Origin of the sequence: Comamonas guangdongensis, from assembly GCF_041079535.1 — a bacterium.
GTDB classification, from domain to species: Bacteria; Pseudomonadota; Gammaproteobacteria; order Burkholderiales; family Burkholderiaceae_C; genus Comamonas; species Comamonas guangdongensis.
The window spans coordinates 66417-93388 of record NZ_JBFYGN010000001.1; the positions used below are offsets into that span (position 1 = coordinate 66417).

Here is a 26972-nt window from a genome sequence, read left to right on the forward strand (position 1 = left end):
TTCCCTGGCGAGGGGTGGCAGCTTTGCTACGGGGCGGCCCTTGCTGCCCCTGAGTTGGTTGACGCCGGTATTTGCCGTTACTGGCGGGCCGTGCGCACATTGGCGGGCAGGGCGCCCGGGTGGCTGGTGCGGAAGGGATTGATATCCAGGCCGCCGCGGCGCGTGTAGCGCGCGTAGACCGCGAGCTTGATGGGCCGGCAGCGGGTCCAGATGTCCATGAAGATGCGTTCCACGCACTGCTCGTGGAATTCGTTGTGGTTGCGGAAACTCACCAGATACTGCAGCAGGCCTTCCTGCTCGATCTGCGCGCCGCTGTACTGGATCTGCACGCTGCCCCAGTCGGGTTGGCCGGTGACCAGGCAGTTGCTCTTGAGCAGATGGCTGACCAGGGTTTCATTGACCGGAGCTTCGTCGTGGTGGGCGCGCAGCAGCTCGGGAGCGGGCGTGTAGCGGGTGCATTCCACATCCAGGCGATCCAGCAGCAGGCCGTCCAGCTCATGCACCTGCTCGGCATCGAACTTGTCCACTTCCAGCAGCCGCACGCCCACGCTGCCCTGGCTCGCGCTGCCGCGCCAGGCCGCTTCCGAGAGGTCGGTGCGCAGGCGGGCCAGCACCTCGCCGGCATCCGCAAAGCGGGTGTTGTTGAAGCTGTTCAGATACAGCTTGAAGGACTTGCTCTCGATCAGATTGGGCGTTTCGCAGGGAATCGTGAAGTGCGCCAATGCCACCTGAGGCTTGCCGCGCGGATTGAGCCAGGACAGCTCGAAGGCCGTCCACAGGTCGGCGCCGAAGAACGGGGGATTGCTGCCTGCGCCGATTTCCTCGCGCTTGACTTTGCGCGGCAGGGGAAAGAGCAGGGACGCATCGTACTGGTCCACATAGGCCGAGCTTTTGCCCAGCTGCGATTGTTCGGGTGTATGCATGACTTGAAGCAGTGAGGTGCGGGCGGCCAGGCTGCTGGCACCTGATGAAGAGGGGCTTGGGCCGCTTTTTACTTGAATTCGCGTTCCCGTAGCCATTTGGTGGCAATCCACTTTTCGCCTTCGAGCACGGGAGTGCCGCCGTGCAGCGTGCGTGTGGCCGGGTCGGGCTGGCTGTAGCTGAAGAACACGGCATTGCCGCGGCGCGGCACGACCTGCAGGGCCACATCGGGAAAAATGGTGGCGCCGCCGCGCGCGGGCTCGTTCAGGTACATGACCAGGGTGCCTACGCGCTGGCCGCCGCGTTTGAGAATCGTCGGCGTGCCGGGCTCGTTGGGCGAGAAATAGTCGTAATGCGGCTTGTACTCGGCGCCCGGCCGGTAATGCAGCACCTGCAGGCCTTCGCCGTTTTCCAGCGGCCAGTTGAGCAGGCGGGCGATGCGCTTTTCCACGCGGGCGATGACCTCGTTTTCGCCGCGCTGAAAAAACATGCCGTTGCTGGTGCGGTCGTCGTTGACGGCCTCGCCGCCGCTCTGGTTGTCCACGGTCAGCGAGCGCTGCATGCGCGGACGCGCCGCCGCGATGATGGCCTCGCATTCCTCGTCGGAGAGCAGGTTGCCGAACACCACCACGCGCGGGTTGCGCATGCTCAGCAGCACATGGACCTCGCGGTCGCCCGCGTCGACGCTGCAGGGATCGCTCTGCAGCTGCGGCTCGGGCACGCCGGACGCGTGGGCCTGGACCTGCACGCCGGCCTGGGGCTTGGCCGCGGCGAACGGGTAGGGCAGCTCACCCACCTCCGGCAGAGCCAGCGCCCGGCGCGCCAGATGTTCGGCCCAGCCCGCGGTGCGCATGGATTGCAGCAGCGCGGGCAGGGGAACACCGGCCGCGCTCTGCGTGCGCACCCATTGCATCAGCTCGGGGGTCAAGCCGGGTGGGATGGCGAACTCGTCTTGGGTGGATGTGCTCATGCCGACAATGCTAGTGTGCAGCGATGCCAATTTCAATGCGTCGTCAGTCTTCGAGCCGGCGGCGGAACACCAGCTTCTCGGGCGTGGAGGCGGCTTCGGCCAGGGCATAGCCTTCGAGGTCGAAGCGACGCAGGTCCGCGACTTTTCTGGCCTTGTGCTGCACGGCCCAGCGCACCATCAGCCCGCGCGCGCGCTTGGCGTGGAAGCTGATGATCTTGTATTTGCCGCCCTTGAAATCCTCGAACACGCATTCGACCACGGGCGCCTGCAGCGCCCCGCGGTCCACGGACTTGAAGTATTCCTGCGAGGCCAGGTTGACCACCACGTGTTCGGCTTGTGGCTCGGCCTTTTGCTGCTCCGTGCCGCGCTCGTTGAGATAGTCGGCGATCTGCGTGCCCCAGAACTGGTAGAGATTGCTGCCGCTGGCGTTCTCGAGCCGGGTGCCCATCTCCAGGCGATAGGGCTGCAGCAGGTCCAGCGGGCGCAGCACGCCGTAGAGGCCGCTGAGGATCACCACATGCTCCTGGGCCCAGTCCAGCTCCCTGGGCTTGAGCGAATGCGCGTCCAGCCCCTCATAGACGTCGCCGTTGAAGGCCAGCACGGCCTGGCGCGAGTTCCGGGCCGTGAACCTGGGGCTGAAGGCTTCGTAGCGGCCCACGTTCAACACGGCCAGCTTGTCGCTGATGCTCATGAGCTCGGAGAGCTGCTGCGGCGACTTCGCGCGCAGCAGCTCGATCAGCTCCAGCGGCTGCTTTTTGAAGACGGGCAAGGTGTGCGGCAGATCGGCGGGAACAGGGCTTTCATAGTCCAGCGACTTGGCCGGAGAGATCAGAAACAGCATGGCTGGTGCTCGGAAATCGGATAGCGGTGAATGAAAAGGTCGCCAAGGTGGCAGCGGCCCCGAGGGGGCTTGCTGGAGCGGCCCGGCGATGAAAAAGGGCCAGGGCCCGCCCACCGCAGTGGACAGCGCCTTGGCCCTGTGATGCCGGATGGCGGTCTGCTTAGGCGTTGCTGCCGGCAGCCTGCTCTTCCTTCTCGAACGGCAGCTGCATCAGGCTCAGATCCTTGCGGGTCTCGACCAGCACCAGCGGACCTTCGTCGAGCACAACCACGGGCGGACGCTCGCGTGGAATGCGCAAGGGCTTGGGCTCGGCGGCAATGGCGGCCTGCACGGCTGCGATCTTGTCGGCGTCGGAGTTGATCCATTGCAGACCCGATGCGGCGGCCAGATCCTGCAGCTGAGCGATGGGCAGCTCATAGGCCTGGACCTTGGGCGTGGCCGGTGCCACAGGCTCTGCAGCCACGGGCTCGGCCGCGGGGGCTGCCGCCTGGGGTTCGGCAACTGCCGGCTCGGCCTGGACCACGGGAGCCGCGCTTTCCTGGACGGGCGCAGCTTCTGCGATCACCACAGGTGCTTGCACTTCCGTAGCAGCAGGCGCTGCCTCTGCCTCGGTTTGCGGGGCTACAGCATCGAAATAGCTGCGGCGCGCGGGCTGCTCGCCGGACTCCTCTGCCGGAGCTTCCACCACGGGCTGGGCTTCAGCCGCCTGTTCGGCCAAGCCTTCGGCCTGCGCATCGCGCGGTGCACGGTCGCGGCGATCGCGGCCGTAGCGGTCACGCGAACGGCGCTGGCGCGGTTCGCGTCCGGCCTGCTCGCCTTGCGCGTCCTGGGCTTCCGCGCCTTCGAGCGGCGCGGACTGCAGGGCGGCTTCGTCGGTCACGGGCTGGACATCGACGTGGCGCGGCTGGCGCTCACGACGGCCTTCACCGCGTTCGCCGCGCTCGCCACGTTCCTGGCGATTGCGCTCGGGCTTGGGCGCTGCTGCCTGTGCGTTGAGTTCCTCGCCGGCGTTCAGAGCGGCTTCGGCGACCTGGGGCTGACGCTCGTCGCGGCGCTCGTTGCGCTCGCCGCCACGGCGGCTGCCGCGCTCGGGGCGATCCTGGCGTTGCTCCGGACGCTCGCTGCGCTGCTGCTCGCCATCGCGGCCGGGGGCGTTACGGCGGCTGCGGTCACCGCGTTCGGCGCGCTCGCCGCCACTGCGTTCGCTGCGGCGGCCATCACGGCTGCGTTCGCCACGCTCGGCGCGGCCTTCGCTGCGGCGGCCGTCGCGGCTGCCTTCGCGCGCTTCGCGGGCCGGCGTCTCCACCACGGGGGCAGGGGCTGCCACAGGGGCCGGCGTGCCAAAGCCGAACAGGTTCTTGAGCCAGGCGAAGAAGCCCTGCTCGCGCACCGCGGGGCGGGCTGCGGCGACGGGTGCCGGCGCTGCCGTGCCGGTCTGGGGGCGCGGCTGGTTGGTGGTGCGGGGCGGACGGGGCTCGGCCACCGGTGCGGGTGCGTCGGGCAGCACGCCCTTGATCACCGGAGTCTGCTTGTTGGTGGGCTCCTGCGAGCGGCGCGTGACGGTGGCCACATCCTCGGGCTCGTCGGCCAGCTTGTAGCTGGCCTCCATGGATTCGAGGCGCGCGTCATCGTGCTTGAGGCGTTCGAGCTTGTAGTGCGGCGTGTCCATGGACTTGTTGGGCACCATGATCACGTTGACGCGCTGCTTGAGCTCGATCTTGGTGATTTCGCTGCGCTTCTCGTTGAGCAGGAAGGAGGCTACTTCCACGGGCACCTGGCAGTGCACGGCGGCCGTGTTGTCCTTCATGGACTCTTCCTGGATGATGCGCAGGATTTGCAGCGCCGAGGATTCGGTGTCGCGGATATGGCCGGAGCCGCCGCAGCGCGGGCAGTTGATGTGCGCGCCTTCGGAGAGGGCGGGCTTGAGGCGCTGGCGGCTCATCTCCATGAGGCCGAACTTGCTGATGGTGCCGAACTGCACGCGGGCGCGGTCCTGGCGCAGCGCGTCGCGCAGGCGGTTTTCCACTTCGCGGCGGTTCTTCGACTCTTCCATGTCGATGAAGTCGATCACGATCAGGCCGCCGAGGTCGCGCAGACGCATCTGGCGCGCCACTTCGTCGGCGGCTTCGAGGTTGGTGCGGGTCGCGGTCTCCTCGATGTCGCCGCCCTTGATGGCGCGGGCCGAGTTCACGTCCACGGAGACCAGGGCTTCGGTGTGGTCGATCACGATGGCGCCGCCCGAGGGCAGGGTCACGGTGCGCGAGTAGGCCGACTCGATCTGGTGCTCGATCTGGAAGCGGCTGAACAGCGGCGCATCGTCGCGATAGCGCTTCACACGGGCCGCATGCTCGGGCATGACATGCGCCATGAACTGCTGGGCCTGCTCGTAGATGTCATCGGTGTCGATGAGGATGTCGCCGATGTCGTTGTTGAAGTAGTCGCGGATGGCGCGGATCACCAGGCTGGATTCCTGATAGATCAGGAAAGCACCCTTGGAGGCTTTGGCGGCGCCGTCGATGGCGTTCCAGAGCTTGAGCAGGTAGTTGAGGTCCCACTGCAGCTCGGGCGCGGTGCGGCCGATGCCGGCGGTGCGCGCGATGATGGACATGCCCTTGGGGTACTCGAGCTGGTCCATGGCCTCCTTGAGCTCGGCACGGTCCTCGCCCTCGATGCGGCGCGAGACGCCACCGCCACGCGGGTTGTTGGGCATCAGCACCACATAGCGGCCGGCCAGGGAGATGAAGGTGGTCAGGGCCGCGCCCTTGTTGCCGCGCTCTTCCTTCTCGACCTGGACGATCAGTTCCTGGCCTTCGCGGATCACGTCGTTGATGCGGGCCTGGCTGGGCGATACGCCTTCGGCGAAATACTGCTTGGAGATTTCCTTGAACGGCAGGAAGCCGTGGCGGTCCTCGCCGTAATCGACGAAGCAGGCTTCGAGCGAGGGCTCGACGCGGGTCACGACCGCCTTGTAGATATTGCCCTTGCGCTGTTCGCGTCCCTCGATTTCGATTTCGTAGTCCAGCAGCTTTTGGCCGTCCACGATGGCCAAGCGGCGTTCTTCGGACTGCGTGGCGTTAATCAGCATCCGTTTCATGATGCGTTTCCTCTATTCGTTTTATAGGGCGCGCCGGTCATGGGCACATGCCGTCAGACCAACGCGCCTTTGACCGGTAATCAAAGACAGGCTCAATAGGAGCCGAGATGCCAGACGGACGCGTTGAAACGAAACAGGAATCGTGGGCGGTACAGGGCTGCGCTACTGATCTTGGGATCAAGTCAGCAGCGGAGGTACAGGCCGGGGGGCGAGCGGGAGAGGACGCGCATGCAGGCGAGGTACAAAAGAGGCTGCGGCGCGTGCTAGGGAGGTGGGTGGTCGCTTTTGGACACGGTTCACCCCGGCCGCAGGTCTTGCCTTGCCCCAGAGGTTGATCATCCATGTCCAAAAGATCCACATGCTCGTTGTGATTGACCAGCAGTTGCAGGCTGCTTTGGCCTGGGGCAACTGCTGGTTCGGGATTCCGTATCAGTGTTTCAATGCGTCAGCCTTTGCCAGCCTTTCACGGACTGCTGCAGTCCATCTATTACTGCAATTTATGCGTGCAAAACCGGCGGGCATCGACCTGCCTGTGCGGTGGGAAATGGCTGTTTGGACTAAACTCCATGCGAATCAACCACTTACAACTAGCTCGGCACAGGTGAAACACATTATAGAGGGCAAACCGGCACAGGACCGCTCCCAAAATACAGCCGCGGCCTCGGTACGGCTGATCGAGGTCGATGAAGACTCCGCCGGACAGCGTCTGGACAACTTTCTTTTGCGCCATCTCAAGGGCGTGCCCAAAACCCATGTCTACCGCATCATCCGCAGTGGCGAGGTGCGCATCAACAAAGGCCGCGTGAGCGCCGAGACGCGCGTGCAGCAAGGCGATATGGTGCGCTTGCCGCCCGTGCGGATTTCCGAAAAAGTGGCCGAGAAAGCCGAGAGACCGGCTCCGGCTAAGGACTTTCCCGCATTGCTCGATGACGAGTACCTGGTCGCGCTGTCCAAGCCTGCGGGCGTGGCCGTGCATGGCGGCTCGGGCGTGAGCTTCGGCGTGATCGAGCAACTGCGCCAGGCGCGGCCCGAGGCAAGGTTTCTGGAGCTGGTGCACCGGCTGGACCGTGAGACCTCGGGCATCCTGCTGGTGGCCAAGAAGCGTTCGGCGCTGGTGAATCTGCAGGACCAGTTCCGCGAGCGCGAGACGGGCAAGACCTATCTGGCTCTGGTGCAGGGTACCTGGCCGGCCAGCAAGAAGGTCATTGATGCGCCGCTGCACAAATACCTGCAGGCCGACGGCGAGCGCCGCGTGCGCGTGACCACAGCGGATGATCCCGACGGCATGCGCTCCATCACGCTGGTCAAGGTCCGAAAGCTCATCGAGCCGCGCCCCATGCTGGGCCTGCCCGCCATGAGCCTGCTCGAGGTGACCATCAAGACCGGGCGCACCCACCAGATCCGCGTGCACCTGTCCTCCCAAGGCCATCCGATCGTGGGCGACGACAAATACGGGGACTTTGATCTCAACCGCCGTGTGCAGAAGCAAGGGCTCAAGCGCATGTTTCTGCACGCCTGGCGGCTGCAGTTCAACCATCCGGGTAGCGGCGAGCGTGTGGAGCTGCGTGCCGAATTGCCGCCGGAATTGGCGGCCTTTGTGGACTGACAGGGTTATGACTACCGAAAACAATAGCGCACAGCGCCCACGCAGCTTTGATTTGATCGCTTTCGACTGGGACGGGACGGTGGCGGACTCCACGGCCATCATCGGTCGCAGCATTCAGGAGGCCGTGCGCGATGTGGGCGGCACCGTGCCCAGCGACGAGCAGGCCGCCTATGTGATAGGCATGGCGCTGATGCCGGCCCTGGCCAGGGCCGCGCCCGATGTGCCCGCCGAGAAGTATGCGGAGCTGGCCAATCGCTACCGCTATCACTTCTTCAAGCATCAGGACGACATCTGCGTGTTCGATGGCATGCTGCCCCTGCTGGCGGACCTGCGCCGCCGCGGCCACTGGCTGGCCGTGGCCACGGGCAAGAGCCGCATGGGGCTCAACCACGCGCTGCAGGATCCGCAGCTCAAAGGCCTGTTCGATGGTTCGCGCACGGCCGATGAAACCGCCGGCAAGCCCAGCCCGCTGATGCTGCAGGAGTTGATGGCCGAGTTCGGTGTGGAGCCCGAGCGCACGCTGATGATCGGCGACACCACGCACGATCTGCAGATGGCGGTGAATGCGGGCTGCGCCTGCGTGGGCGTTTCGTACGGCGCCCATGCGCCCGACGATTTTGGGCAGTTCCAGCCCCTGTTCGTGGCGGATTCGGCGCTTCAGCTGCATCAGTGGCTGCAGGCCAATGCCTGAGGACGGTATGAACGAAAGCGTGGAGCTGTGCTCCAGTGCCGATCTGGTCGACGGCGGCCCTGCGGTCGCCTTCGATGTGCTCTATGGCGGGCAGCCCAGCCGGGCATTTGCGATCCGCTATGAGGGGCGGGTTCATGCCTATCTGAACCGTTGCAGCCATGTGCCCATGGAAATGGACTACAGGGAAGCTCAGTTTTTCGATGATTCGGGGCGCTGGCTGTTGTGTTCTACCCACGGAGCCGCCTACGAACCTGACAGCGGAGCCTGTGCCGGCGGCCCCTGCCGTGGCGGTTTGGTGAAAATTGCACTAAGTGAGGGCAACGGCGTGGTGCGCTGGCATACTGGACCACAACTGAAACCAGTCGAGTTTTGACATGAGTTCCCCAATTCCTCCCGAGAACAATGACTCCCAGCCTCCTGTGACGCCGGGTGCGGACCTGTGGTCCAAGGCTTCTGCTGCTCCCGCGGCGCCGGCTGCCGCCAGTGCTCCGACCGCCGGCTGGGAGCGCGACGTGCTGGAGAAGCTGGTGTTCGCCTCTATCAAGGAGCAGCGTGCCGCACGCCGCTGGCGCTTCTATGGCCGCCTGCTGTGGTCGGTGGTGGTGCTGCTGGCATTGTGGCTGGTGTTCTTCAAGGACACTGCCACCAAGACCAGCTCCGCTCCGCATACGGCCGTGGTGGAGATCAAGGGCGAGATCGCCTCGGGAGCGGACGCCAGTGCCGAGTTCGTGGTGGCCGCCATGCGCAGCGCTTTCGAGGACTCGGGCTCGCGCGCCGTGGTGCTGCTGATCAACTCGCCTGGCGGCAGCCCGGTGCAGGCCGGCATCATCAATGACGAGATGACCCGGCTCAAGGCCAAGTACAACAAGCCTCTGTATGCGGTGGTGGAAGAAAGCTGCGCTTCGGCGGCTTACTACATCGCGGCGGCGGCCGACGAGATCTTTGTGGACAAGGCCAGCATCGTGGGCAGCATCGGCGTGCTCATGGACGGCTTTGGCTTCACCGGCACCATGAACAAGCTGGGCGTGGAACGCCGCCTGCTGACCGCCGGCGAGAACAAGGGTTTTCTCGATCCTTTCAGCCCCATGTCCGAGAAGCAGCATCAGTATGCGCAGCAGATGCTTGACCAGATCCATGAGCAGTTCATTGGCGCGGTGAAGAAGGGGCGTGGCGAGCGTCTGCACGAGACGCCGGAAATCTTCAGCGGCCTGTTCTGGACCGGCGAGCAGGCCGTGGAAATGGGCCTGGCCGACAAGCTGGGCAGCCTGGACTATGTGGCGCGTGAAGTGGTCAAGGCCGAGGAGGTCATTGACTACACCCGTCGCGACAATGTGGCCGAGCGTCTGGCCAAGAAGTTCGGTGCGGCCATAGGTTCGGGCTCGGTCCAGGCCATGCGCGGCATGCTGCCGACGATTCACTGATTCTGGCGTACAAGCGCCTCAAGCCCGGGTAGGGCAGGCGCTGCCAGCTATCGTTGAAGCAAAAGCCCGCTGTACTTGCAGCGGGCTTTTTTTCATGTGCTCTAGCGGCCGATGGAGAACACCACGGGTGTGCGGTTGTCCGGCGGCGCGTTGCGCTGGCGCCATTCGCGCACCAGGTGGCTTTCGATGCGAGCCGTCTCCAGCGTCAGCCCGCTGGCCAGGGCCAGCCGCGTATTGGGCTGCAGCGTCTGCAGCAGCGCCTGCCACAGCGCGGCGTTGCGGTAGGGGGTCTCGATGAACTGCTGGGTCTGGCCGTGGCGCAGGGCCAGTCCCTCCAGCTCCTTGATGCGGGCCGTGCGCTCGGCGCCATCCTGGGGCACATAGCCGACAAAAGCAAAGTTCTGGCCATTGAGGCCGCTGGCGGCCAGGCCCAGCAGCAGCGACACGGGGCCGACCAGGGGGACGACGCGTATGCCCAGGTCATGGGCGGCGCGCACGATGGAACTGCCGGGGTCGGCCACGGCGGGCATGCCGGCCTCGCTGATCAGTCCCATGTCCTGGCCTGCCAGAGCCGGAGCCAGCAGCGGCTTGGGGTCGAACATGGCGCTGCCCTTGTTGCCGTGATCGCCTTTTTTATGGGCTTCGCGCGGCAGCTCGGCAATGTTCTGGGCCTGCAGCGCAGCGGCCAGTGGAAACAGCGCATCTATGCGCTTGAGATAGGCGCGCGCGGTCTTGGCGTTCTCGCTGATCCAGTGGGTGATCCCCGCGGCGCGGCGCAGCGTGCCCTCGGGCAGCACCTCGGTCAGCGCGGTCTGGCTTTCGCAGCCGAAATCCAGCGGGGCCGGGACCAGATACAGGGTGCCGACCTGGTGGTTGGTGGCGGAACTCATGGCAGCACCACTCCGGCGGCGCGCAGCAGCTGGCAGGTGCGGATCAGCGGCAGGCCTATCAGCGCCGTGGGGTCGTCGCTCACGATGGCGTCCAGCAGCGCGATGCCCAGGCCCTCGCTCTTGGCCGAGCCCGCGCAGTCATAAGGCTGCTCGGCGCGCAGATAGCGCTCGATCTCGGCGTCGTTCAGCGTGCGAAAACGTACCTGCACGGTGACCACGCCGGCGTCGGTAAAGCCGGTTTCGGCGCAGCTCACGCAGACGCCGGTGTGGAAATTCATCTGGCGCCCGCTCATCAGGCGCAGCTGTTCTGTGGCGCGCTCGTGCGTGCCGGGCTTGGACAGCGGCTGGCCGTCGAGTTCGGGAACCTGGTCGGAGCCGATGACGAGGGCGCTGGGGTGCAGCCGGGCCACGGCCCGGGCCTTGGCGCGCGCCAGGCGCAGGCTCAGATCGTACGGGGTTTCGCCGTTCAGAGGGGTTTCGTCCACTTCGGGCGAGACGGTTTCGAACGGCAGTTGCAGGCGGCTGAGCAGCTCACGGCGATAGCGGGAGGTGGAGCCGAGGATCAATGGGCGCTCAAGGCGTCCGGCAATCAAGGAGTCGGGCATGGCGGGATTCTCTTACACTGGCTGCATGAGCAAGGATTTTTCTGCGACCCGGCTGGATGTGCGTGCTTTCGCCCAGGCCGCCGGTCATTTGCAAGGCCAGGCCCCATTGTCGGACTTCAAACGTCTGGCCGCGGATGCGCTGGTCGTCGAAGGCGAACCGCCCCTGGTGCGCTGGGAGGCCGAGGGCGAACTGGTGACCCAGACCGGCGGCAACGGCCATGTGTGGCTGCATGTGACGGCCGAGGTGGAGCTGCCCATGACCTGCCAGCGCTGCCTGACGGCGGCGCGTATTCCCCTTTTTGTGGACCGGTCATTCCGCTTCGTGAGCGACGAGGCGACGGCGGAACTGGAAGATGACGACAGCGAGGAGGACGTGCTGGCGCTGAGCCGCGAGTTCGACCTGCTGGAGCTGATCGAGGACGAGCTGCTGATGGAGGTGCCTGTGGTGCCGCGCCATGAGACCTGCCCGGTGCCGGTCAAGCTCGAATCCAGCGACGCCGATTTCGAGCAGGCCAACGAGCAGAAGGAGAATCCTTTTGCCGTGCTGCAGTCCCTCAATGTGGGCAAGTCTGCCGACTGATCACTCCAGCGATGCGATGGGGATTTGAGACAGCCTAGGTCATGAAAAGCGTTTGCGCTATAATCATGAGCTTCGCGCGAATCCCCCTCGTGTCTTTAATGGGCTGATCGCGTTTTTTTAGGACTTACGCAAACAAGGATGCATCTATGGTGCGTCGCTAAGGCAAAAGTTTTTGCCTGACCTTTATGCGTGGGTCGTGTTACCAACCCTTTCAAGATACACAGGAGCCATCATGGCTGTTCAGCAAAACAAGAAGTCTCCCTCCAAGCGCGGCATGCACCGTTCGCACAACGCACTGAATGTGCCCGGCATCGCTGTGGAGCCCACCACCGGTGAGACCCATCTGCGCCACCACATCAGCCCCAACGGCGTGTACCGCGGCCGCCAAGTGCTGAAGAACAAGTCCGAAGCCTAAGCGACGACTGTTCTCGCAAGGCCCGTTGCTACATTATTTGTAGCGCGGGCCTTTGTGTTTATGAAGAGATATCTGCAAAATCAGTCCGGCTGCGGTCTTGCCGCACAATGCCCGGGCGGGTTTTGCAGATAACTCCTGTTGCGGTCTCTAGGCCGTTCAACCCTTAACCCAGGTCCGCATGGACTTGTCAGTCGCCCATGATCACTTTGGCTGTTGACTGCATGGGGGGCGACCACGGCCCCCGCGTCACGCTGGCTGCGTGCCGTCAGTTTCTGAACTCTCACCCCGATGCCCGGCTGCTGCTGGTGGGCAGGGCCGAAGAGTTGGCAAATTTCCAGCATGAACGTGCCACGCTGGTGGCCGCCACCGAGGTGGTGAGCATGGATGACCCGGTGGAAGTGGCTTTGCGCAAGAAAAAGGATTCGTCCATGCGCGTGGCGGTGCAGCAGGTCAAGGATGGCGCGGCCCAGGCCGCCGTCTCTGCGGGCAACACCGGGGCGCTGATGGCGATTTCGCGCTATCTGCTCAAGACGCTCGAGGGCATTGACCGTCCCGCCATCGCTTTCGGTCTGCCCAATGCCAAGGGCAGCGACACCACCATGCTGGACCTGGGCGCCAATGTGGACTGCACGGCGGAGCATCTGCTGCAGTTCGCGGTCATGGGTTCGGCCCTGGTTTCGGCGCTCAAGAACGCGGAAGCGCCCAGCGTGGGTCTGCTCAATATCGGCGAAGAGCTGATCAAGGGTAGCGAGGTCATCAAGCGTGCGGGCGAGCTGCTGCGCGCCGCGGGAGAGGCCGGCAACCTCAATTTCTACGGCAATGTGGAAGGCAACGACACCTTCAAGGGCGTGGTGGACATCGTGGTCTGCGACGGTTTTGTCGGGAATGTGGCGCTCAAGACCACCGAAGGCGTGGCGTCGATGATTTCGGGCATTCTCAAGGAAGAATTCAAACGCAATATCTTCACCAAAGTTGCGGCCATCATTGCCTATCCGGTGCTATCTGCGCTGATGAAGCGCGTGGATCACCGCCGTTACAACGGCGCGGCGCTGCTCGGCCTGCGCGGCCTGGTTTTCAAAAGCCATGGTTCGGCGGATGCAATGGCTTTCGAGCATGCGCTCAACCGCGCGTATGATGCGGCACGCAACAACCTGCTTGACCGTGTCCGTAGCCGTATTGCCGCCGCCGCACCTTTGTTGCTGGCGGCGCAGGCGGAGCAAGGCACGGCGGCGCCCTGATAGAAGACATGAGACGCTACGCACGCATCATCGGCACCGGCAGCTATCTGCCGCCCCGTCGCCTGACCAATAATGACCTGGCTGCAGAACTGGCTCAGCGCGGCATCGAAACCTCGGACGAGTGGATCGTCGAGCGCACCGGCATCCGCGCGCGTCATTTTGCGGCTCCCGATGTGGCCAGCAGCGATCTGGCGCTGGAAGCCAGCCGCAAGGCCATCGAGGCCGCGGGCATCGCGGCGCAGGACATCGACCTGATCATCGTCGCCACGTCCACGCCGGACATGGTCTTCCCTTCGACCGCAGCCATCCTGCAGCACAAGCTGGGCATCTCGAATGGCTGCCCGGCCTTCGACGTGCAGGCCGTTTGCAGCGGCTTTGTCTATGCGCTGACGGTGGCGGACTCTATGATCCAGACCGGCGCGGCCAAGCGCGCGCTGGTGGTGGGATCCGAGGTGTTCAGCCGCATTCTGGATTTCAACGACCGCACGACCTGCGTGCTGTTCGGCGATGGCGCCGGCGCCGTGGTGCTGGAGGCTTCGGAGAAGCCGGGCATTCTGTCGGCCGAGTTGCACGCCGACGGCAGCCATGTGGGCATTCTCTGTGTGCCGGGCAATGTCTCGGGTGGCAATGTGCTGGGCGATCCGCTGCTGAAGATGGACGGCCAGGCCGTGTTCAAGCTGGCCGTGGGCGTGCTGGACAAGGCGGCTCGCGCGGCGCTGGAAAAAGCGGGTCTGCAGGAGTCGGACGTGGACTGGCTGATCCCGCACCAGGCCAATATCCGCATCATGCAGAGCACGGCACGCAAGCTCAAGCTGTCCATGGACAAGGTGGTGGTCACCGTCGACCAGCACGGCAATACCTCGGCGGCATCGATTCCGCTGGCGCTGGACCATGGCGTACGCTCGGGCCAGGTCAAGCCCGGCCAGACCGTTCTGCTCGAAGGCGTGGGCGGCGGTTTCACCTGGGGTGCGGTGCTCCTCAAGATGTAGCTGTAAGCGCTTGCTATGCAGGCGTTTCAAGTATTTTCTATACTAAGAAATATGAAGAAGTTCGCATTTGTATTTCCCGGCCAGGGTTCGCAATCCGTGGGCATGCTGGACGGCTGGGGCGATCACCCCGTGGTCGCTCAGACCGTGGCCGAAGCCTCGGAAGCCCTGGGCGAGGACCTGGGCCTGCTGATCAAGCAAGGCCCCAAGGAAGCGCTGGCGCTGACCACCAATACCCAGCCCGTGATGCTGGTGGCCGGTGTGGCTGCCTGGCGCGTCTGGCAGGCCGAGGGCGGTGCGCTGCCCGATGCGGTGGCCGGCCACTCGCTGGGTGAGTATTCGGCCCTGGTGGCCTCCGGCGTGCTGACGCTGGCCCAGGCCGCGCCCCTGGTTCGCCTGCGCGCCGCCGCCATGCAGGACGCCGTGCCCGTGGGCACGGGCGGCATGGCCGCGGTGCTGGCTCTGGATGCGGAAAAGGTCAAGGCCGTCTGCGCCGAAGTGACGGCCCAGCTCGGCGGTGCCGAGGTTGTGGAGGCCGTCAATTTCAACGACCCGGGCCAGACCGTGATTGCCGGCAGCAAGCTGGCCGTGGAAAAGGCCTGCGAAGCCGTGAAGGCCGCAGGTGCCAAGCGCGCTCTGCCCCTGCCCGTGTCCGCGCCTTTCCACTCCAGCCTGATGAAGCCCGCGGCCGAGAAGCTCAAGGCCGCGCTGGCGGAGCTGACGCTGGCCGCGCCCCTGATCCCCGTCATCAACAACATCGATGTCGCCGTCCAAACGGACGCCGCCGCCATTCGCGACGCCCTGTATCGTCAGGCCTTCGGCCCCGTGCGCTGGGTGGAATGCGTGCAGGCCATCAAGGCCCGCGGCGTGAGCCATCTGGTCGAATGCGGCCCCGGCAAGGTGCTGGCCGGTATGACCAAGCGTATTGACGCGGACCTGACGGGTGCGCCCCTGTATGACACAGCGACTCTCGCTGACGTGAAAGAATTGCTCGCATGACTGATAACCAGACCAAGCCTCAGATTGCCCTGGTGACCGGTGCCACCCGTGGCATCGGCGCTGCCATTGCACAGGAGCTGGCCTCGCGTGGCTATCAAGTGATCGGTACCGCCACCTCCGATGCGGGCGCCGAGAAAATTTCCCAGGCGCTGTCCGCCTTCGGCGGCCGCGGCGTCACGCTCAACGTGACCGACGGCGCAGCCGTGGAGGCGTTGATCGACTCCATCGTCAAGAACGACGGCGGCCTGCATGTGCTGGTCAACAACGCCGGCATCACCCGCGACACCCTGGCCATGCGCATGAAGGACGACGACTGGGATGCGGTGCAGGACACCAATCTGAAGGCCGTTTTCCGAGTCAGCCGTGCGGCTATTCGCCCCATGATGAAGCAGCGTTTCGGCCGCATCATCAGCATCACCAGCGTGGTCGGCGCCTCGGGCAATGCGGGTCAGGCCAACTACGCGGCCGCCAAGGCCGGCGTGGCCGGCATGACGCGTGCCTTGGCCAAGGAGCTGGGCAGCCGCGGCATCACCGTGAACTGCGTGGCCCCGGGCTTTATCGCCACCGATATGACGGCCGATCTGCCAGAGGCGCAGAAGGCCGCGCTCAAGGCGCAGATCGCCATGGGCGACCTGGGCCAGCCCAGCGACATCGCGCACGCCGTGGCCTATCTGGCATCTGTCGGTGCAGGCTATGTGACGGGCCAGGAACTGCACGTCAACGGCGGCATGTACATGTAAAAAATTTCGACAGTTGGGGCGGCGTTTGTCGCACTTGCTGCCAGAAGCTGAACATTTTTGCAAGTTCAGTGGCCGTTTCCTCGCGACGGCCAGCCGCCAAGGGACTTTGCCCGAAACGGCTAGAATCGCGGGTTCATTCACAACCCCCTGAGGGAAACCATGAGCGATATCGAAGCACGTGTCAAAAAAATCATTGCTGAACAACTCGGCGTTGAAGAGTCCCAAGTGACCAACGAAAAGGCCTTCGTGGCCGACCTGGGCGCTGACTCCCTGGACACAGTGGAACTGGTGATGGCCCTGGAAGATGAATTCGGCATCGAGATTCCTGACGAAGACGCAGAGAAGATCACGACGGTGCAAAACGCCATCGACTACGCCAACACCCATCAAAAGGCCTAAGGTCTTTTTTTCAGCGATCAGTTAAAGGTTTGAACGCATGAGCCGTCGTCGCGTTGTCGTGACCGGCCTGGGTTGCATTTCCCCCGTGGGCAACACGGTGGGCGAAGCCTGGGCCAATCTTTTGGCCGGCCAGTCCGGTATTGACCTCATCACCAAGTTCGATGCGTCGAACTTCTCCTGCAAGATTGCGGGTGAGGTCAAGGGATTTGATGTGGAGAAGTACATGAGCGCCAAGGATGCGCGCTCCATGGATAGCTTCATTCATTACGGCATTGCGGCTGCGGAGCAAGCCGTTCTGGACGCAGGCCTGCCCACAGGCGAAGCCCTGTCCGAAGACCTAGCCACACGCATCGCCTGCGTGATCGGCTCGGGTATTGGCGGCCTGCCGCTGATCGAGAACACCCACGCAGAACTGGCTGCCCGCGGTCCGCGCCGCATCACGCCGTTCTTCGTGCCTGCTTCCATCATCAACATGGTGGCAGGGCATGTGTCCATGCGCTTTGGCTTCAAGGGGCCGAATCTGTCGATCGTGACCGCCTGCACCACAGGTCTGCACTGCATCGGCGAAGCGGGACGCATGATCGAATATGGCGATGCCGACATCGTCGTCGCCGGTGGTACGGAAGCCACCGTATCTCCCCTGGGTGTGGGCGGCTTTGCTGCCATGCGTGCGCTTTCCACGCGCAACGACGACCCCAAGGCAGCCTCGCGCCCCTGGGACAAGGACCGTGACGGCTTTGTGCTCGGCGAAGGTGCCGGCGTGATGGTGCTCGAGGAGTACGAACATGCCAAGGCCCGTGGTGCCAAGATTTACGCGGAGCTTGCAGGCTTCGGCATGAGCGCCGATGCCGGTCATATGACGGCTCCCAACATGGACGGCCCCCGTCGCGCCATGCTCAATGCTCTGCGCAACGCCGGTGTGAACCAGGATCAGGTCAATTACCTGAATGCGCACGGCACCTCGACCCCGCTGGGCGATGCCAACGAGTCCAACGCCATCAAGGCCGCCATGGGCGAGCACGCCAAGAAGCTGGTGGTCAGCTCGACCAAGTCCATGACCGGCCACCTGCTGGGTGGCGCCGGTGGCATCGAGAGCGTGTTCACCGTGATGGCGCTGCACGACCAGAAGATTCCGCCGACCATCAACCTGCTCAACCAGGACCCCGAGTGCGACCTGGACTACTGCGCGAATACCGCGCGTGATGCCAAGCTCGAGGTAGCCGTGAAGAACAACTTCGGCTTTGGCGGCACCAACGGTACGCTGGTCTTCAAGCGCGTCTAAGCCGAACCGACCGCTGCTCAAGCCCGCACAGGCCTGGCCTTGCGGGCTTTGTGCTTTCTGGTGGCAGTGCTTTCCCTAGCTGCCCGGCCCGGTGAGGTTTGCACACTGTCAGGCTATGAGTGCACGCTATCACGCTCCCGCTGTGGCCTATGCGTTCGAGCGGCCAGGCTGGGCCGCGGGCGGCTTGTTGTTGCTGTGGCTGGCCCTGCTGTCGGTCATGCTGCTGTGGTGCGCACAAGCGTGGGCCGGCTGGGCGCAGGCCGCGGCGGCGGTTTCGGCCTCGCTGGCCGCCGCCTGGTTGTTGTGGCGGCAGTGGCGAGTCTGGCCGCAGGGCAGGCTGCTCTGGGATGGAGGGGGCTGGCAGGTGGAGGCGCCGCTGCACATGTCCGCCACGGCGACGTCCGTGCACCTGCGCATGGGGCTGGACGGCGGTAGCTGGCTCTGGTTGCAGCTTTTGGATGTTTCTGCTGCAAGGCCAAGGACTGGCAGGCGTCGGGTGCTATGGATTTTCGTAGCTCGAAACCACAGCCCTGCGCAATGGGGAGACTTGCGGCGTGCGGTATATTCATCGATTGTGCCGCTGGCAGAGCAGGGCTGACGCCCGCCGGTTATGGCGGCACGCCGCTTGGCTTTTCATGACACCACCCGATTTTCCCACCCCCTCCGCAGACAGCGATCTGGCCCTGGTCGAACGTGCCAATGCAGGTGATACCCGGGCTTTCGAGCTGCTGGTCATCAAATACCAGCGTCGCATCGAGAGACTGGTGGGGCGCATGGTGCGCGATGTGGACCTGGTGCAGGACATCACCCAGGAAACCTTTATCCGTGCCTACAAGGCCTTGCACCAGTTTCGCGGCGAGGCGCAGTTCTATACCTGGCTGTACCGCATCGCCGTCAATACCGCCAAAAAAGCCTTGATGGAAATGCGCCGCTCACCGGTGATTAGCGAGAGCGCGCTGAATGCCGGTGGCGACGAGGATGAAACTTCTGGCCTGGCACAGGAACTAACCACCCAGGAAACCCCGGAAACCGTGCTCGCGGCCCAGGAAATCGCCGAAGCCGTCAGCGCAGCCATGGAAGCCTTGCCCGAGGATCTGCGCCAGGCGGTGACGCTGCGCGAGATCGAGGGCCTGAGCTACGAGGAAATCTCGCAGGCCATGGATTGCCCCATCGGCACGGTGCGCTCGCGCATTTTTCGGGCCCGCGAGGCGATTTCGGCCAGGGTCAAGCCCCTGCTGGAGCGTCAGAGTGGTAAGCGTTGGTAGGACAGGAGCAGGTGAACTTCATGAATGACGAACTGATCAAGCGCGAACAGCTGTCGGCCCTGGTGGATGGGGAGGCTGCGGCGCAGCATATGCAGGCCGTGCTTTCCTTTGCGGAAAGCGATGAAGGCCAGCAGTCCTGGCGCATGTACCACTTGATCGGCGATGTGCTGCGCTCGCCCGAACTGGCCCACCATAGCCAGCACGACATCCTCGGCGGCGTGCGTGCCCATATGGAGCGCGAGCCGGTGCTGGGTATTCATCTGCCCGGGGTCACGGCGGAAGCCTCCGACGCGCTGGCAGGCGGCGGGCTGGAGCAGATCGCTGCGGGTGCAGAGGAGCGGGCCAAGGGCTCGGTGCCGGGCCTGCCCGCACGCCAGGCTGCGAATGCCTCGGTCTTCCGCTGGAAGATGGCGGCCGGCTTTGCCTCGGTGGCCGCCGTGGCCGCTGTGGGCTGGGGGGTGATGCTGGGCGGCGCGGGCGGCCTGTCGGGTCGTCAGGGCGGCACCCAGCTGGCCGCTCTCAGTCCCCAGGCCGTGGTGGCTGTAGCTCCCGCATCCGAGGCCTCCGTCACGCAGGAGGTCGCGATGCCGCTGGGGGCTGAAGCTCAGTCGTCCACCGTGGTGGCGGTCTCCGGCCCCAACGGGCAGACGATGATGCTGCGCGATCCCCGCCTGGACGAACTGCTGGCCGCACACCCGCAGTACAGCAGCGTGCCCAATCTGCAGATGCCGGCCAGTTTTTTGCGCAATGCCAGCTTCGCCACGGCCACAAGGCATTGATGCTCTGGCCCTCAAACCCGGTTGCAGGCTGCGTAGCCAGCTATTGATTTCGCTGTCTCCGGCCCCAGAATATTGTTTTCTCACCCCATAGTTCGCAGCCGGCCTCTCCGGCTTGCCGCGCCTGGCTCTTTCGGTCTGGCCCCGGCTTTGCCAGAATGAAGGCTTTGCGGCTTTTCTTTATTGCAGCGCCTGAACCGCAGGCCCTGGACCGTCAGACGACTCGAACAAGGAAACCACAACGATGCGCACAGCTGCCTGGATGACGCTCAAATCCCGTGTCTCTGCCACTGCCCTGGCCAGCGCCATGGCTGCGGCCGCCTTGACCGGCACGGCCCTGCTGCCGGCTTCCACCGCCCATGCCCAGAGCGCGGCCGCGACACGTGGCCTGCCGGACTTCACGGATCTGGTCGATCAGGTCGGCCCGTCGGTGGTCAATATCCGCACGCTGGAGAAAGTTTCCAACAATGCAGCCGATTCGCTGGGCATGGATGAAGACATGCTGGAGTTCTTCCGCCGCTTCGGCCTGCCCGTGCCCAATGTGCCGCGCCAGCGCTCGCCCAAGGGGGGGCAGTCCGAGGAGGAGCAACCACGCGGCGTGGGCTCGGGCTTTGTGCTCACGGCCGACGGCTATGTGATGACCAATGCCCATGTGGTGGAAGGCGCCGACGAGGTCGTCGTCACGCTGACCGACAAGCGCGAGTTCAAGGCCAAGATCGTGGGCAGCGACAAGCGCACCGATGTGGCCGTGGTCAAGATCGATGCCAAGAATCTGCCCGCCGTGAAGATAGGCGATGTGAGCAAGCTGCGCGTCGGCGAATGGGTGATGGCCATAGGCTCTCCGTTCGGCCTCGAGAACTCGGTGACGGCCGGCATTGTCTCGGCCAAGCAGCGCGACACCGGCGACTATCTGCCCTTCATCCAGACCGATGTGGCCATCAACCCCGGCAATTCGGGCGGCCCGCTGATCAATATGCGCGGCGAGGTGGTGGGCATCAACAGCCAGATCTACTCGCGTTCGGGCGGCTTCATGGGCATTTCCTTTGCCATTCCTATCGACGAGGCCGCGCGCGTCAGCGATCAGCTGCGCGCCTCGGGCAAGGTCACGCGCGGCCGCATCGGCGTGCAGATCGGCCCGGTGACCAAGGAGGTCGCTGAATCCATAGGCTTGGGCAAGCCCGAGGGCGCCCTGGTCTCGGCGATCGAGCCCGATTCGCCGGCCGCCAAGGCGGGGGTCGAGGCCGGCGACGTGATCACCAAGTTCGACGGCAAGGCCATCGAGAAGGTTTCCGATCTGCCGCGCCTGGTGGGCAATACCAAGCCCGGCACCAAGAGCACGCTGACCGTGCTGCGCCGCGGCAAGCTCAAGGATCTGAACCTGGTGATCGCCGAGGTGCCGGCCGACGAGGCTGTCAAGGTCAAGACCGGCGGCAGCGGCGGCAAGCCCTCCCAGGGCTCGCTCGAGAACAAGCCCCTGGGCCTGACCCTGGGCGAGCTGACGGCGGCCCAGAAGAAGGAACTGGCGGTCAAGGGCGGCGTGCGCGTGATGTCGGCTGTGGATGCTGCAGCCCGTGCCGGCCTGCGCGAAGGCGACGTGATCCTGCAGCTGGCCAATGCCGAGGTCGGCGATCTCAAGAGCTTCGAGGCCGCCTGGGCCAAGGCCGACAAGAGCAAGCCCGTCAATGTGCTGGTGCGCCGCGGCGACTGGGCTCAGTATGTGCTGATCCGTCCCGCCAAGTAAGCGGGCTGCAAACACGGCAGCGGCGGCATCCATTTCATGATCTGGAATGGCTGCAAGCCCTGCCCCGCCAGTGCCCCTATGCCATTGGGTAGAATCCAACGCAAATGCATGGTGGTTGGACGCAAAAAAGCTGCGCTGAGGAGCGGTTTTCAAGCGGTGCAAAAGCCCTTGCAATCTCCGGCTGCTGATGGGCAAACGGCGGTTTCAGGTTTGTGAATAAACTGTTGATAAATGAAATCAAAAAGCACAAACCGAAACTTGTCAAGCCTTGCTGGGTCTTGGTTTGCGGCCAGTTTTGCCTACAATGAAGTCCCAACTATCGCAGTTGCCAGAGATTGTTGGTTAAGGGCGCGCCGCTGAGGGACGCGCCCTTTTTTCTTGCCTGTCCTAGCCACTGTTTTTTCAATTCCAAGTCGTCTTTCTCGTTGATGAATCACATCCGTAATTTCTCCATCATTGCGCACATTGACCATGGCAAGTCCACGCTCGCAGACCGCCTGATCCAGCGCTGCGGTGGCCTCGCCGAGCGCGACATGGAAGCCCAGGTGCTGGACTCGATGGATATCGAGAAAGAGCGCGGCATCACCATCAAGGCGCAGACCGCTGCGCTGCAGTACAAGGCCAAGGACGGCCAGATCTACAACCTGAACCTGATCGATACCCCGGGCCATGTGGACTTCTCGTACGAAGTCTCGCGTTCACTGTCGGCCTGCGAAGGCGGCCTGCTGGTGGTCGATGCCTCTCAGGGCGTGGAAGCCCAGACCGTGGCCAACTGCTACACCGCGCTGGATCTGGGTGTGGAGGTATTCGCCGTCCTCAACAAGATGGACCTGCCCCAGGCCGATCCCGAGAACGCCAAGGCCGAGATCGAGGACGTGATCGGTATTGACGCCAGCGACGCCATTCCCTGCTCGGCCAAGACCGGCATGGGCATTGACGAGATCCTCGAAGCCATCGTGGCCAAGGTGCCTGCCCCCAAGGGCAATCCGAACGGACCACTGCGCGCCATGATTGTGGACAGCTGGTTCGACCCCTATGTGGGCGTCGTGATGCTGGTGCGCGTGGTGGATGGCGAGCTCAAGAAGAACGAGCGCTTCAAGATGATGGCCAGCGGCGCTGCCTATGAAGCCAACAGCATCGGCGTGTTCACCCCTGCCAACTCGCCGCGCGACGTGCTCAGGGCCGGTGAGGTGGGCTACATCATTGCCGGCATCAAGGAGCTCAAGGCCGCCAAGGTGGGTGACACCATCACGCTGGAAAAAAAGCTGCCCAACAACCTGGGCCCGGCCGAGAAGCCTCTGCCGGGTTTCAAGGAAGTCAAGCCCCAGGTGTTTGCGGGTCTGTATCCCACCGAAGCCTCTGAATACGACCAGCTGCGTGATGCGCTGGAAAAGCTGCAGCTCAACGACGCGGCGCTGCAGTTCGAGCCCGAAGTCTCGCAGGCTCTGGGCTTTGGCTTCCGCTGTGGCTTCCTGGGTCTGCTGCACATGGAAATCGTGCAGGAGCGTCTGGAGCGCGAATTCGACCAGGATCTGATCACCACGGCGCCCAGCGTGGTCTACCAGGTGATCAAGGGCGACGGCGAGCTGATCGACGTGGAGAACCCCTCCAAGATGCCCGATGTCGGCCGCATCCAGGAGATCCGCGAGCCCATTGTGACCGTGCACCTGTACATGCCCCAGGAATACGTGGGTCCGGTGATGACGCTGGCCAACCAGAAGCGCGGCGTGCAGATGAATATGCAGTACCACGGCCGCCAGGTCATGCTGACCTATGAGATGCCGCTGGGCGAAATCGTGCTGGACTTCTTCGACAAGCTCAAGAGCGTCTCGCGCGGCTATGCGTCCATGGACTACGAGTTCAAGGAATACCGCGCCTCCGATGTGGTGAAGGTCGACATCCTGCTCAACGGCGACAAGGTGGATGCGTTGTCCATCATCGTCCACCGTTCGCAGTCGGTCTACCGCGGCCGCGCCGTGGTGGCCAAGATGCGCGAGATCATCAGCCGCCAGATGTTCGACGTGGCGATCCAGGCCGCCATCGGCGCCAACATCATCGCGCGTGAAACCGTCAAGGCCATGCGCAAGAACGTGCTGGCCAAGTGCTACGGCGGCGACATCACGCGCAAGCGCAAGCTGCTCGAAAAGCAGAAGGCCGGCAAGAAGCGTATGAAGCAGATCGGTTCGGTGGAAGTGCCGCAGGAGGCGTTTCTGGCCATTCTGCAAGTGGAGGATTGATGCAAGTCATGCAATGGATCACGGCCGTCATCCTGGCGGCCTTTGTTGGTTATGTGGGCGCCTGGTACACGGGGGCCATCGAAGGCAACTTCGCGCTGCTGCTGTTTCTGGCGACCGTGGTGACCGGCCTGTACTGGCTTGCCGAGCGCTTTTACTTCCTGCCCCAGCGCAGGGCTGCGGCCGCCGCCGTGGAGCAGGCCGCGGTGGAGCGCCGCGCCGAACTGGACCGCATGGGCATCGCCAAGACCGATATCGAGGTCTCGGCGGATGCGCGCGAGCGCATCCTGATGCAGCCCTGGTGGCTGGACTGGACCGCGGGGCTGTTCCCGGTGATCGCCATCGTGTTCGTGCTGCGCTCCTTTCTGTTCGAGCCGTTCAAGATTCCTTCGGGCTCGATGATTCCCACGCTGCTGGTCGGCGACCTGATCCTCGTGAACAAGTTCACCTACGGCATACGCCTGCCGGTGATCAACAAGAAGATCACCGAAGGCAACAAGCCCCAGCGCGGCGACGTGATGGTGTTCCGCTACCCGCCCCAGCCCAGCCTGGACTACATCAAGCGCGTGGTGGGCGTGCCCGGCGACGAGATCGCCTATCTCAACAAGCGCCTGACCGTCAACGGCCAGGAACTGCCCGTGAGCGAGCTGCCGGACTTCCTGGACCGCGACGTGATGCGCTACTTCAAGCAGTTCGACGAGACCCTGGGCGAGAAGCCGCACCGCATCATCGTCAACAACGATGCGCCGGCCTTCATCCAGGGCGCGAGCAACTTCGAGTTCAAGGAGAACTGCCGCTACAGCGTGGAGGGCGTGACCTGCAAGGTGCCCGAAGGCCATTACTTCATGATGGGCGACAACCGGGACAACTCGCTGGATTCGCGCTACTGGGGCTTTGTGCCCGACCAGAACATCGTCGGCAAGGCCTTTTTTGTCTGGATGAACTTCGGCGATCTGGGACGCATCGGCAGCTTCCACTAAGAGCGGCCATCCCCGGTTTCAGGTTTTCAGGGAAGCGCGGGCAGGAACATGCCCGCCTCGAGAGGAGAAAAGCATGAAGAGAGTTGCATCGCGTTCGCGCCAGCGCGGACTGTCCTTTATCGGCCTGGTGTTTCTGGTTGCGATCCTGGTGGCGGTGGTGGGGATTGGCTCACAATCGGTGCCCGTCTTTCTGGAATACCAGGCCATCACCAAGGCTGCCAACAAGGCCGCTGCCGAGGGCAATACCGTGGCCGAAGTCAAGGCCAGCTTTGACCGCGCCGCGTCCATCGATGACATCAAGTCCATCTCCGGCAACGATTTGCAGGTGAGCAAGGTCAACGACAAGGTGGTGGTCGGCTTCGAGTACTCCCGTGAGATTCATCTGGTAGGCCCGGCCTACCTTGTTTACCGTTTCAAGAGATAGACCTTTCAGGTGGAACCTGCCCTAGTCGCACTGCAGCAAAGGCTGCAACATCAATTTTCGAATCCGGCCCTGCTGCAGCGTGCGCTCACGCACCGCAGCTTCTCGGCCGACAACAACGAACGCCTGGAGTTTCTCGGCGATTCGGTGCTGAGCCTGGCCATCTCCAGCCTGCTGTATGCCAAGCTGGCCTCCATGCCCGAAGGCGATCTCTCGCGCGTGCGCGCCAATCTGGTCAAGGAAGGCACGCTGCACAAGATCGCGCTGCAGCTGCAGCTGCCCGAGCTGCTGCGCCTGGGCGAGGGCGAGTCCAAGTCCGGCGGCAAGCTGCGTCCCTCCATCCTCGCGGATGCCGTGGAAGCCCTGATCGGGGCCGTCTACCTGGACGCCGGTTTTGCGGCGGGCGAGAAGGTCGTGCACCATCTCTTCGAGGGCGTGGACATCAACCCGCATATGCGCGCGGCCGAGAAGGACCCCAAGACCGCACTGCAGGAATTGTTACAGGGCAAGCGCATGCAACTGCCCCAATACCATGTGGTGGAAATCAGCGGCGCGGCGCACAAGCAGACCTTCAAGGTCGAGTGCTCCATCGCCGAATGGAATATCAGCGCCCAAGGTACGGGCGGATCGCGCCGTATGGGCGAGCAGGCAGCTGCGGCTGCCGTTCTGGACAAATTGAAAGCCAAACATCCATGACCGATGCTGCTAAGAAAAAGATAGCAGGCACCGCAGGTGCAGCAAGCGCTAAAAGCCAAAACAAAGGCCGCAAGAGCTCTGCCACGGCTGCCACCGATATCGCCGACCCCAGCCTGGACTACATCAGCGCCATGCTGGCGGCGGCCAAGCCCGGCGCCACGCCCACGGCCATCCGCGAGGAAGAGGGCGCCGAGCCCGCGCGCGTCTATGCACCCGAGGAGCAGCGCTGCGGCCTGATCGCCATCGTCGGCAAGCCCAATGTGGGCAAGTCCACGCTGATGAATGCGCTGGTGGGGCAGAAGATCTCCATCACCTCGCGCAAGGCCCAGACCACGCGTCACCGCATTACCGGCATCCGCACCAAGGACGAGACCCAGTTCGTGTTCGTGGACACGCCGGGCTTCCAGACCAAGCACTCGACGGCGCTGAACAAGTCGCTGAACAAGACCGTGATGGGCGCGATCGGCGATGTGGACCTGATCCTGTTCGTGGTCGAGGCCGGCAGCTTCACGCTGGCCGATGCCAAGGTGCTGTCGCTGTTCAAGCCCGGTATTCCCACGCTCTTGATCGCCAACAAGCTCGATACCGTGGGTCGCCGCGCCGAGATCGCGCCCTGGCTGCGCGACATGCAGGAGCGCCACCCGTTTGCCGAGTTCGTGCCCATGTCGGCCAAGAACCGGAAAGACATCGAGCGCATGTTCGGCATCTGCTCCAAGTACCTGCCCCAGCAGCCCTGGTTCTACAGCGCCGACGAGCTGACCGACCGCAGCGAGAAGTTCCTGGCCTCGGAGACCATCCGCGAGAAGCTGTTCCGCTTCACGGGCGACGAGCTGCCCTACACCTCCACGGTGGTCATCGACAAGTTCGACGAAGAGCCCAGCCCCAAGCATGGCCGCTTCATGCGCATCGCCGCCACCATCGTGGTCGAGCGCGACGGCCACAAGGCCATGGTCATCGGCCAGGGCGGCGAGCGCCTCAAGCGCATCTCCACCGAAGCGCGGCAGGAGCTGGAAAAGCTGCTCAACGCCAAGGTCTTCCTGGAAATCTGGGTCAAGGTGAAGTCGGGCTGGGCCGATGACGAGGCCCGGGTCAAATCCTTCGGCTACGAATAAGTGACCCCCACGCTCGCTCACTGCGTGTGCTTGCTGCCCCCCGAGGGGGCCCTGACCCGGCTTAGGCCG

General features: G+C 64.0%; 27 protein-coding genes. 21 read left to right on the forward strand and 6 right to left on the reverse strand.

Annotation, left to right across the window (positions count from 1 at the left end):
- Nucleotides 1-77: 77 nt before the first annotated feature.
- The 4 genes from queF to AB6724_RS00265 form a co-directional block, all read right to left on the reverse strand.
- Entirely contained in the window at nucleotides 78-923 is an 846-nt protein-coding gene (gene queF / locus AB6724_RS00250) for an NADPH-dependent 7-cyano-7-deazaguanine reductase QueF (protein WP_369336495.1), read from the reverse strand.
- 68 nt (nucleotides 924-991) lie between these two features.
- The gene (locus AB6724_RS00255; protein WP_369336496.1) at nucleotides 992-1891 is read right to left on the reverse strand and encodes a 2OG-Fe(II) oxygenase; all 900 of its coding nucleotides are present in this window, start codon (nucleotides 1889-1891) and stop codon (nucleotides 992-994) included.
- Nucleotides 1892-1934: 43 nt separating this feature from the next.
- Nucleotides 1935-2732 (reverse strand): peroxide stress protein YaaA, encoded by a 798-nt coding sequence (yaaA, locus tag AB6724_RS00260; protein WP_369336497.1) that lies wholly within the window; start codon nucleotides 2730-2732, stop codon nucleotides 1935-1937.
- A gap of 160 nt (nucleotides 2733-2892) precedes the next feature.
- A complete protein-coding gene (locus AB6724_RS00265; RefSeq protein WP_369336498.1) occupies nucleotides 2893-5826 on the reverse strand; it encodes an Rne/Rng family ribonuclease in 2934 nt (977 codons plus the stop codon).
- Nucleotides 5827-6427: 601 nt separating this feature from the next.
- Here AB6724_RS00265 and AB6724_RS00270 point away from each other — a divergent pair.
- The 4 genes from AB6724_RS00270 to AB6724_RS00285 are packed head-to-tail and all read left to right on the forward strand — an operon-like array spanning nucleotide 6428 to nucleotide 9544.
- Nucleotides 6428-7432 (forward strand): RluA family pseudouridine synthase, encoded by a 1005-nt coding sequence (locus tag AB6724_RS00270; protein ID WP_369336499.1) that lies wholly within the window; start codon nucleotides 6428-6430, stop codon nucleotides 7430-7432.
- 7 nt (nucleotides 7433-7439) lie between these two features.
- Nucleotides 7440-8123 carry an HAD family hydrolase gene (locus tag AB6724_RS00275; RefSeq protein ID WP_369336500.1) on the forward strand — a complete coding sequence of 228 codons (684 nt, stop codon included), beginning with the start codon at nucleotides 7440-7442 and terminating at the stop codon, nucleotides 8121-8123.
- A gap of 7 nt (nucleotides 8124-8130) precedes the next feature.
- On the forward strand, nucleotides 8131-8496 hold the full coding sequence (locus tag AB6724_RS00280) for a Rieske (2Fe-2S) protein (protein WP_369336501.1): 366 nt from the start codon (nucleotides 8131-8133) through the stop codon (nucleotides 8494-8496).
- Between the two features lies 1 nt (nucleotide 8497).
- Nucleotides 8498-9544, forward strand: a complete 1047-nt coding sequence (locus tag AB6724_RS00285; RefSeq protein ID WP_369336502.1) for a S49 family peptidase — start codon at nucleotides 8498-8500, stop codon at nucleotides 9542-9544.
- A 101-nt stretch (nucleotides 9545-9645) separates the two neighbouring features.
- Here the strand turns inward: AB6724_RS00285 and AB6724_RS00290 are convergent, their stop codons facing one another.
- Together AB6724_RS00290 and AB6724_RS00295 are read right to left on the reverse strand one after the other, a co-directional pair.
- Nucleotides 9646-10434 (reverse strand): SAM-dependent methyltransferase, encoded by a 789-nt coding sequence (locus AB6724_RS00290; RefSeq protein WP_369336503.1) that lies wholly within the window; start codon nucleotides 10432-10434, stop codon nucleotides 9646-9648.
- Entirely contained in the window at nucleotides 10431-11039 is a 609-nt protein-coding gene (locus AB6724_RS00295; RefSeq protein ID WP_369336504.1) for a Maf family nucleotide pyrophosphatase, read from the reverse strand. Before AB6724_RS00295 ends, AB6724_RS00290 begins: the two co-directional genes overlap by 4 nt.
- Nucleotides 11040-11064: 25 nt before the next feature.
- Here AB6724_RS00295 and AB6724_RS00300 point away from each other — a divergent pair, with 25 nt between their 5' ends.
- The 17 genes from AB6724_RS00300 to era all read left to right on the forward strand — a co-directional run bounded on the left by AB6724_RS00300 (nucleotide 11065) and on the right by era (nucleotide 26903).
- Nucleotides 11065-11619, forward strand: coding sequence for a YceD family protein (locus tag AB6724_RS00300; protein WP_369336505.1), 555 nt, complete (start codon nucleotides 11065-11067; stop codon nucleotides 11617-11619).
- 232 nt (nucleotides 11620-11851) lie between these two features.
- A complete protein-coding gene (gene rpmF, locus AB6724_RS00305; protein WP_012207072.1) occupies nucleotides 11852-12034 on the forward strand; it encodes a 50S ribosomal protein L32 in 183 nt (60 codons plus the stop codon).
- 197 nt (nucleotides 12035-12231) lie between these two features.
- On the forward strand, nucleotides 12232-13272 hold the full coding sequence (plsX, locus tag AB6724_RS00310; protein WP_369336506.1) for a phosphate acyltransferase PlsX: 1041 nt from the start codon (nucleotides 12232-12234) through the stop codon (nucleotides 13270-13272).
- An 8-nt stretch (nucleotides 13273-13280) separates the two neighbouring features.
- Nucleotides 13281-14261 carry a beta-ketoacyl-ACP synthase III gene (locus AB6724_RS00315; RefSeq protein ID WP_369336507.1) on the forward strand — a complete coding sequence of 327 codons (981 nt, stop codon included), beginning with the start codon at nucleotides 13281-13283 and terminating at the stop codon, nucleotides 14259-14261.
- Between the two features lie 51 nt (nucleotides 14262-14312).
- Nucleotides 14313-15257: an ACP S-malonyltransferase gene (gene fabD, locus AB6724_RS00320; RefSeq protein ID WP_369336508.1), complete on the forward strand. Its 945-nt coding sequence runs from the start codon at nucleotides 14313-14315 to the stop codon at nucleotides 15255-15257.
- The gene (gene fabG, locus AB6724_RS00325; RefSeq protein ID WP_369336509.1) at nucleotides 15254-15997 is read left to right on the forward strand and encodes a 3-oxoacyl-ACP reductase FabG; all 744 of its coding nucleotides are present in this window, start codon (nucleotides 15254-15256) and stop codon (nucleotides 15995-15997) included. The genes fabD and fabG overlap by 4 nt, the downstream gene beginning before the upstream one ends.
- Before the next feature lie 159 nt (nucleotides 15998-16156).
- Nucleotides 16157-16396 carry an acyl carrier protein gene (acpP, locus tag AB6724_RS00330; protein WP_003058049.1) on the forward strand — a complete coding sequence of 80 codons (240 nt, stop codon included), beginning with the start codon at nucleotides 16157-16159 and terminating at the stop codon, nucleotides 16394-16396.
- Nucleotides 16397-16433: 37 nt separating this feature from the next.
- On the forward strand, nucleotides 16434-17678 hold the full coding sequence (gene fabF, locus AB6724_RS00335; protein ID WP_369336510.1) for a beta-ketoacyl-ACP synthase II: 1245 nt from the start codon (nucleotides 16434-16436) through the stop codon (nucleotides 17676-17678).
- A 115-nt stretch (nucleotides 17679-17793) separates the two neighbouring features.
- Nucleotides 17794-18276, forward strand: a complete 483-nt coding sequence (locus tag AB6724_RS00340; protein WP_369336511.1) for a hypothetical protein — start codon at nucleotides 17794-17796, stop codon at nucleotides 18274-18276.
- Nucleotides 18277-18313: 37 nt separating this feature from the next.
- Nucleotides 18314-18943 (forward strand): RNA polymerase sigma factor RpoE, encoded by a 630-nt coding sequence (rpoE, locus tag AB6724_RS00345; RefSeq protein WP_369336512.1) that lies wholly within the window; start codon nucleotides 18314-18316, stop codon nucleotides 18941-18943.
- 20 nt (nucleotides 18944-18963) lie between these two features.
- On the forward strand, nucleotides 18964-19722 hold the full coding sequence (locus AB6724_RS00350; RefSeq protein ID WP_369336513.1) for a sigma-E factor negative regulatory protein: 759 nt from the start codon (nucleotides 18964-18966) through the stop codon (nucleotides 19720-19722).
- 241 nt (nucleotides 19723-19963) lie between these two features.
- The gene (locus AB6724_RS00355) at nucleotides 19964-21460 is read left to right on the forward strand and encodes a DegQ family serine endoprotease (RefSeq protein ID WP_369336514.1); all 1497 of its coding nucleotides are present in this window, start codon (nucleotides 19964-19966) and stop codon (nucleotides 21458-21460) included.
- A 428-nt stretch (nucleotides 21461-21888) separates the two neighbouring features.
- A complete protein-coding gene (gene lepA / locus AB6724_RS00360; protein ID WP_369336515.1) occupies nucleotides 21889-23697 on the forward strand; it encodes a translation elongation factor 4 in 1809 nt (602 codons plus the stop codon).
- Nucleotides 23697-24674, forward strand: coding sequence for a signal peptidase I (gene lepB / locus AB6724_RS00365; protein ID WP_369336516.1), 978 nt, complete (start codon nucleotides 23697-23699; stop codon nucleotides 24672-24674). Before lepA ends, lepB begins: the two co-directional genes overlap by 1 nt.
- A 73-nt stretch (nucleotides 24675-24747) precedes the next feature.
- On the forward strand, nucleotides 24748-25098 hold the full coding sequence (locus AB6724_RS00370; RefSeq protein WP_369336517.1) for a DUF4845 domain-containing protein: 351 nt from the start codon (nucleotides 24748-24750) through the stop codon (nucleotides 25096-25098).
- 9 nt (nucleotides 25099-25107) lie between these two features.
- A complete protein-coding gene (gene rnc, locus AB6724_RS00375) occupies nucleotides 25108-25791 on the forward strand; it encodes a ribonuclease III (RefSeq protein WP_369336518.1) in 684 nt (227 codons plus the stop codon).
- On the forward strand, nucleotides 25788-26903 hold the full coding sequence (era, locus tag AB6724_RS00380; protein ID WP_369336519.1) for a GTPase Era: 1116 nt from the start codon (nucleotides 25788-25790) through the stop codon (nucleotides 26901-26903). The genes rnc and era overlap by 4 nt, the downstream gene beginning before the upstream one ends.
- Nucleotides 26904-26972 lie beyond the last annotated feature (69 nt).

Excerpts from the sequence above, each read along its gene's own strand:
- queF (WP_369336495.1), bottom strand. The coding sequence starts at position 923 with ATGCATACACCCGAACAATCGCAGCTGGGCAAAAGCTCGGCCTATGTG.
- AB6724_RS00255 (WP_369336496.1), bottom strand. The coding sequence starts at position 1,891 with ATGAGCACATCCACCCAAGACGAGTTCGCCATCCCACCCGGCTTGACC.
- yaaA (WP_369336497.1), bottom strand. The coding sequence starts at position 2,732 with ATGCTGTTTCTGATCTCTCCGGCCAAGTCGCTGGACTATGAAAGCCCT.
- AB6724_RS00265 (WP_369336498.1), bottom strand. The coding sequence starts at position 5,826 with ATGAAACGGATGCTGATTAACGCCACGCAGTCCGAAGAACGCCGCTTG.
- AB6724_RS00275 (WP_369336500.1), top strand. The coding sequence starts at position 7,440 with ATGACTACCGAAAACAATAGCGCACAGCGCCCACGCAGCTTTGATTTG.
- AB6724_RS00280 (WP_369336501.1), top strand. The coding sequence starts at position 8,131 with ATGAACGAAAGCGTGGAGCTGTGCTCCAGTGCCGATCTGGTCGACGGC.
- AB6724_RS00285 (WP_369336502.1), top strand. The coding sequence starts at position 8,498 with ATGAGTTCCCCAATTCCTCCCGAGAACAATGACTCCCAGCCTCCTGTG.
- AB6724_RS00290 (WP_369336503.1), bottom strand. The coding sequence starts at position 10,434 with ATGAGTTCCGCCACCAACCACCAGGTCGGCACCCTGTATCTGGTCCCG.
- AB6724_RS00295 (WP_369336504.1), bottom strand. The coding sequence starts at position 11,039 with ATGCCCGACTCCTTGATTGCCGGACGCCTTGAGCGCCCATTGATCCTC.
- AB6724_RS00300 (WP_369336505.1), top strand. The coding sequence starts at position 11,065 with ATGAGCAAGGATTTTTCTGCGACCCGGCTGGATGTGCGTGCTTTCGCC.
- rpmF (WP_012207072.1), top strand. The coding sequence starts at position 11,852 with ATGGCTGTTCAGCAAAACAAGAAGTCTCCCTCCAAGCGCGGCATGCAC.
- plsX (WP_369336506.1), top strand. The coding sequence starts at position 12,232 with ATGATCACTTTGGCTGTTGACTGCATGGGGGGCGACCACGGCCCCCGC.
- AB6724_RS00315 (WP_369336507.1), top strand. The coding sequence starts at position 13,281 with ATGAGACGCTACGCACGCATCATCGGCACCGGCAGCTATCTGCCGCCC.
- fabD (WP_369336508.1), top strand. The coding sequence starts at position 14,313 with ATGAAGAAGTTCGCATTTGTATTTCCCGGCCAGGGTTCGCAATCCGTG.
- fabG (WP_369336509.1), top strand. The coding sequence starts at position 15,254 with ATGACTGATAACCAGACCAAGCCTCAGATTGCCCTGGTGACCGGTGCC.
- acpP (WP_003058049.1), top strand. The coding sequence starts at position 16,157 with ATGAGCGATATCGAAGCACGTGTCAAAAAAATCATTGCTGAACAACTC.
- fabF (WP_369336510.1), top strand. The coding sequence starts at position 16,434 with ATGAGCCGTCGTCGCGTTGTCGTGACCGGCCTGGGTTGCATTTCCCCC.
- AB6724_RS00340 (WP_369336511.1), top strand. The coding sequence starts at position 17,794 with ATGAGTGCACGCTATCACGCTCCCGCTGTGGCCTATGCGTTCGAGCGG.
- rpoE (WP_369336512.1), top strand. The coding sequence starts at position 18,314 with ATGACACCACCCGATTTTCCCACCCCCTCCGCAGACAGCGATCTGGCC.
- AB6724_RS00350 (WP_369336513.1), top strand. The coding sequence starts at position 18,964 with ATGAATGACGAACTGATCAAGCGCGAACAGCTGTCGGCCCTGGTGGAT.
- AB6724_RS00355 (WP_369336514.1), top strand. The coding sequence starts at position 19,964 with ATGCGCACAGCTGCCTGGATGACGCTCAAATCCCGTGTCTCTGCCACT.
- lepA (WP_369336515.1), top strand. The coding sequence starts at position 21,889 with ATGAATCACATCCGTAATTTCTCCATCATTGCGCACATTGACCATGGC.
- lepB (WP_369336516.1), top strand. The coding sequence starts at position 23,697 with ATGCAAGTCATGCAATGGATCACGGCCGTCATCCTGGCGGCCTTTGTT.
- AB6724_RS00370 (WP_369336517.1), top strand. The coding sequence starts at position 24,748 with ATGAAGAGAGTTGCATCGCGTTCGCGCCAGCGCGGACTGTCCTTTATC.
- era (WP_369336519.1), top strand. The coding sequence starts at position 25,788 with ATGACCGATGCTGCTAAGAAAAAGATAGCAGGCACCGCAGGTGCAGCA.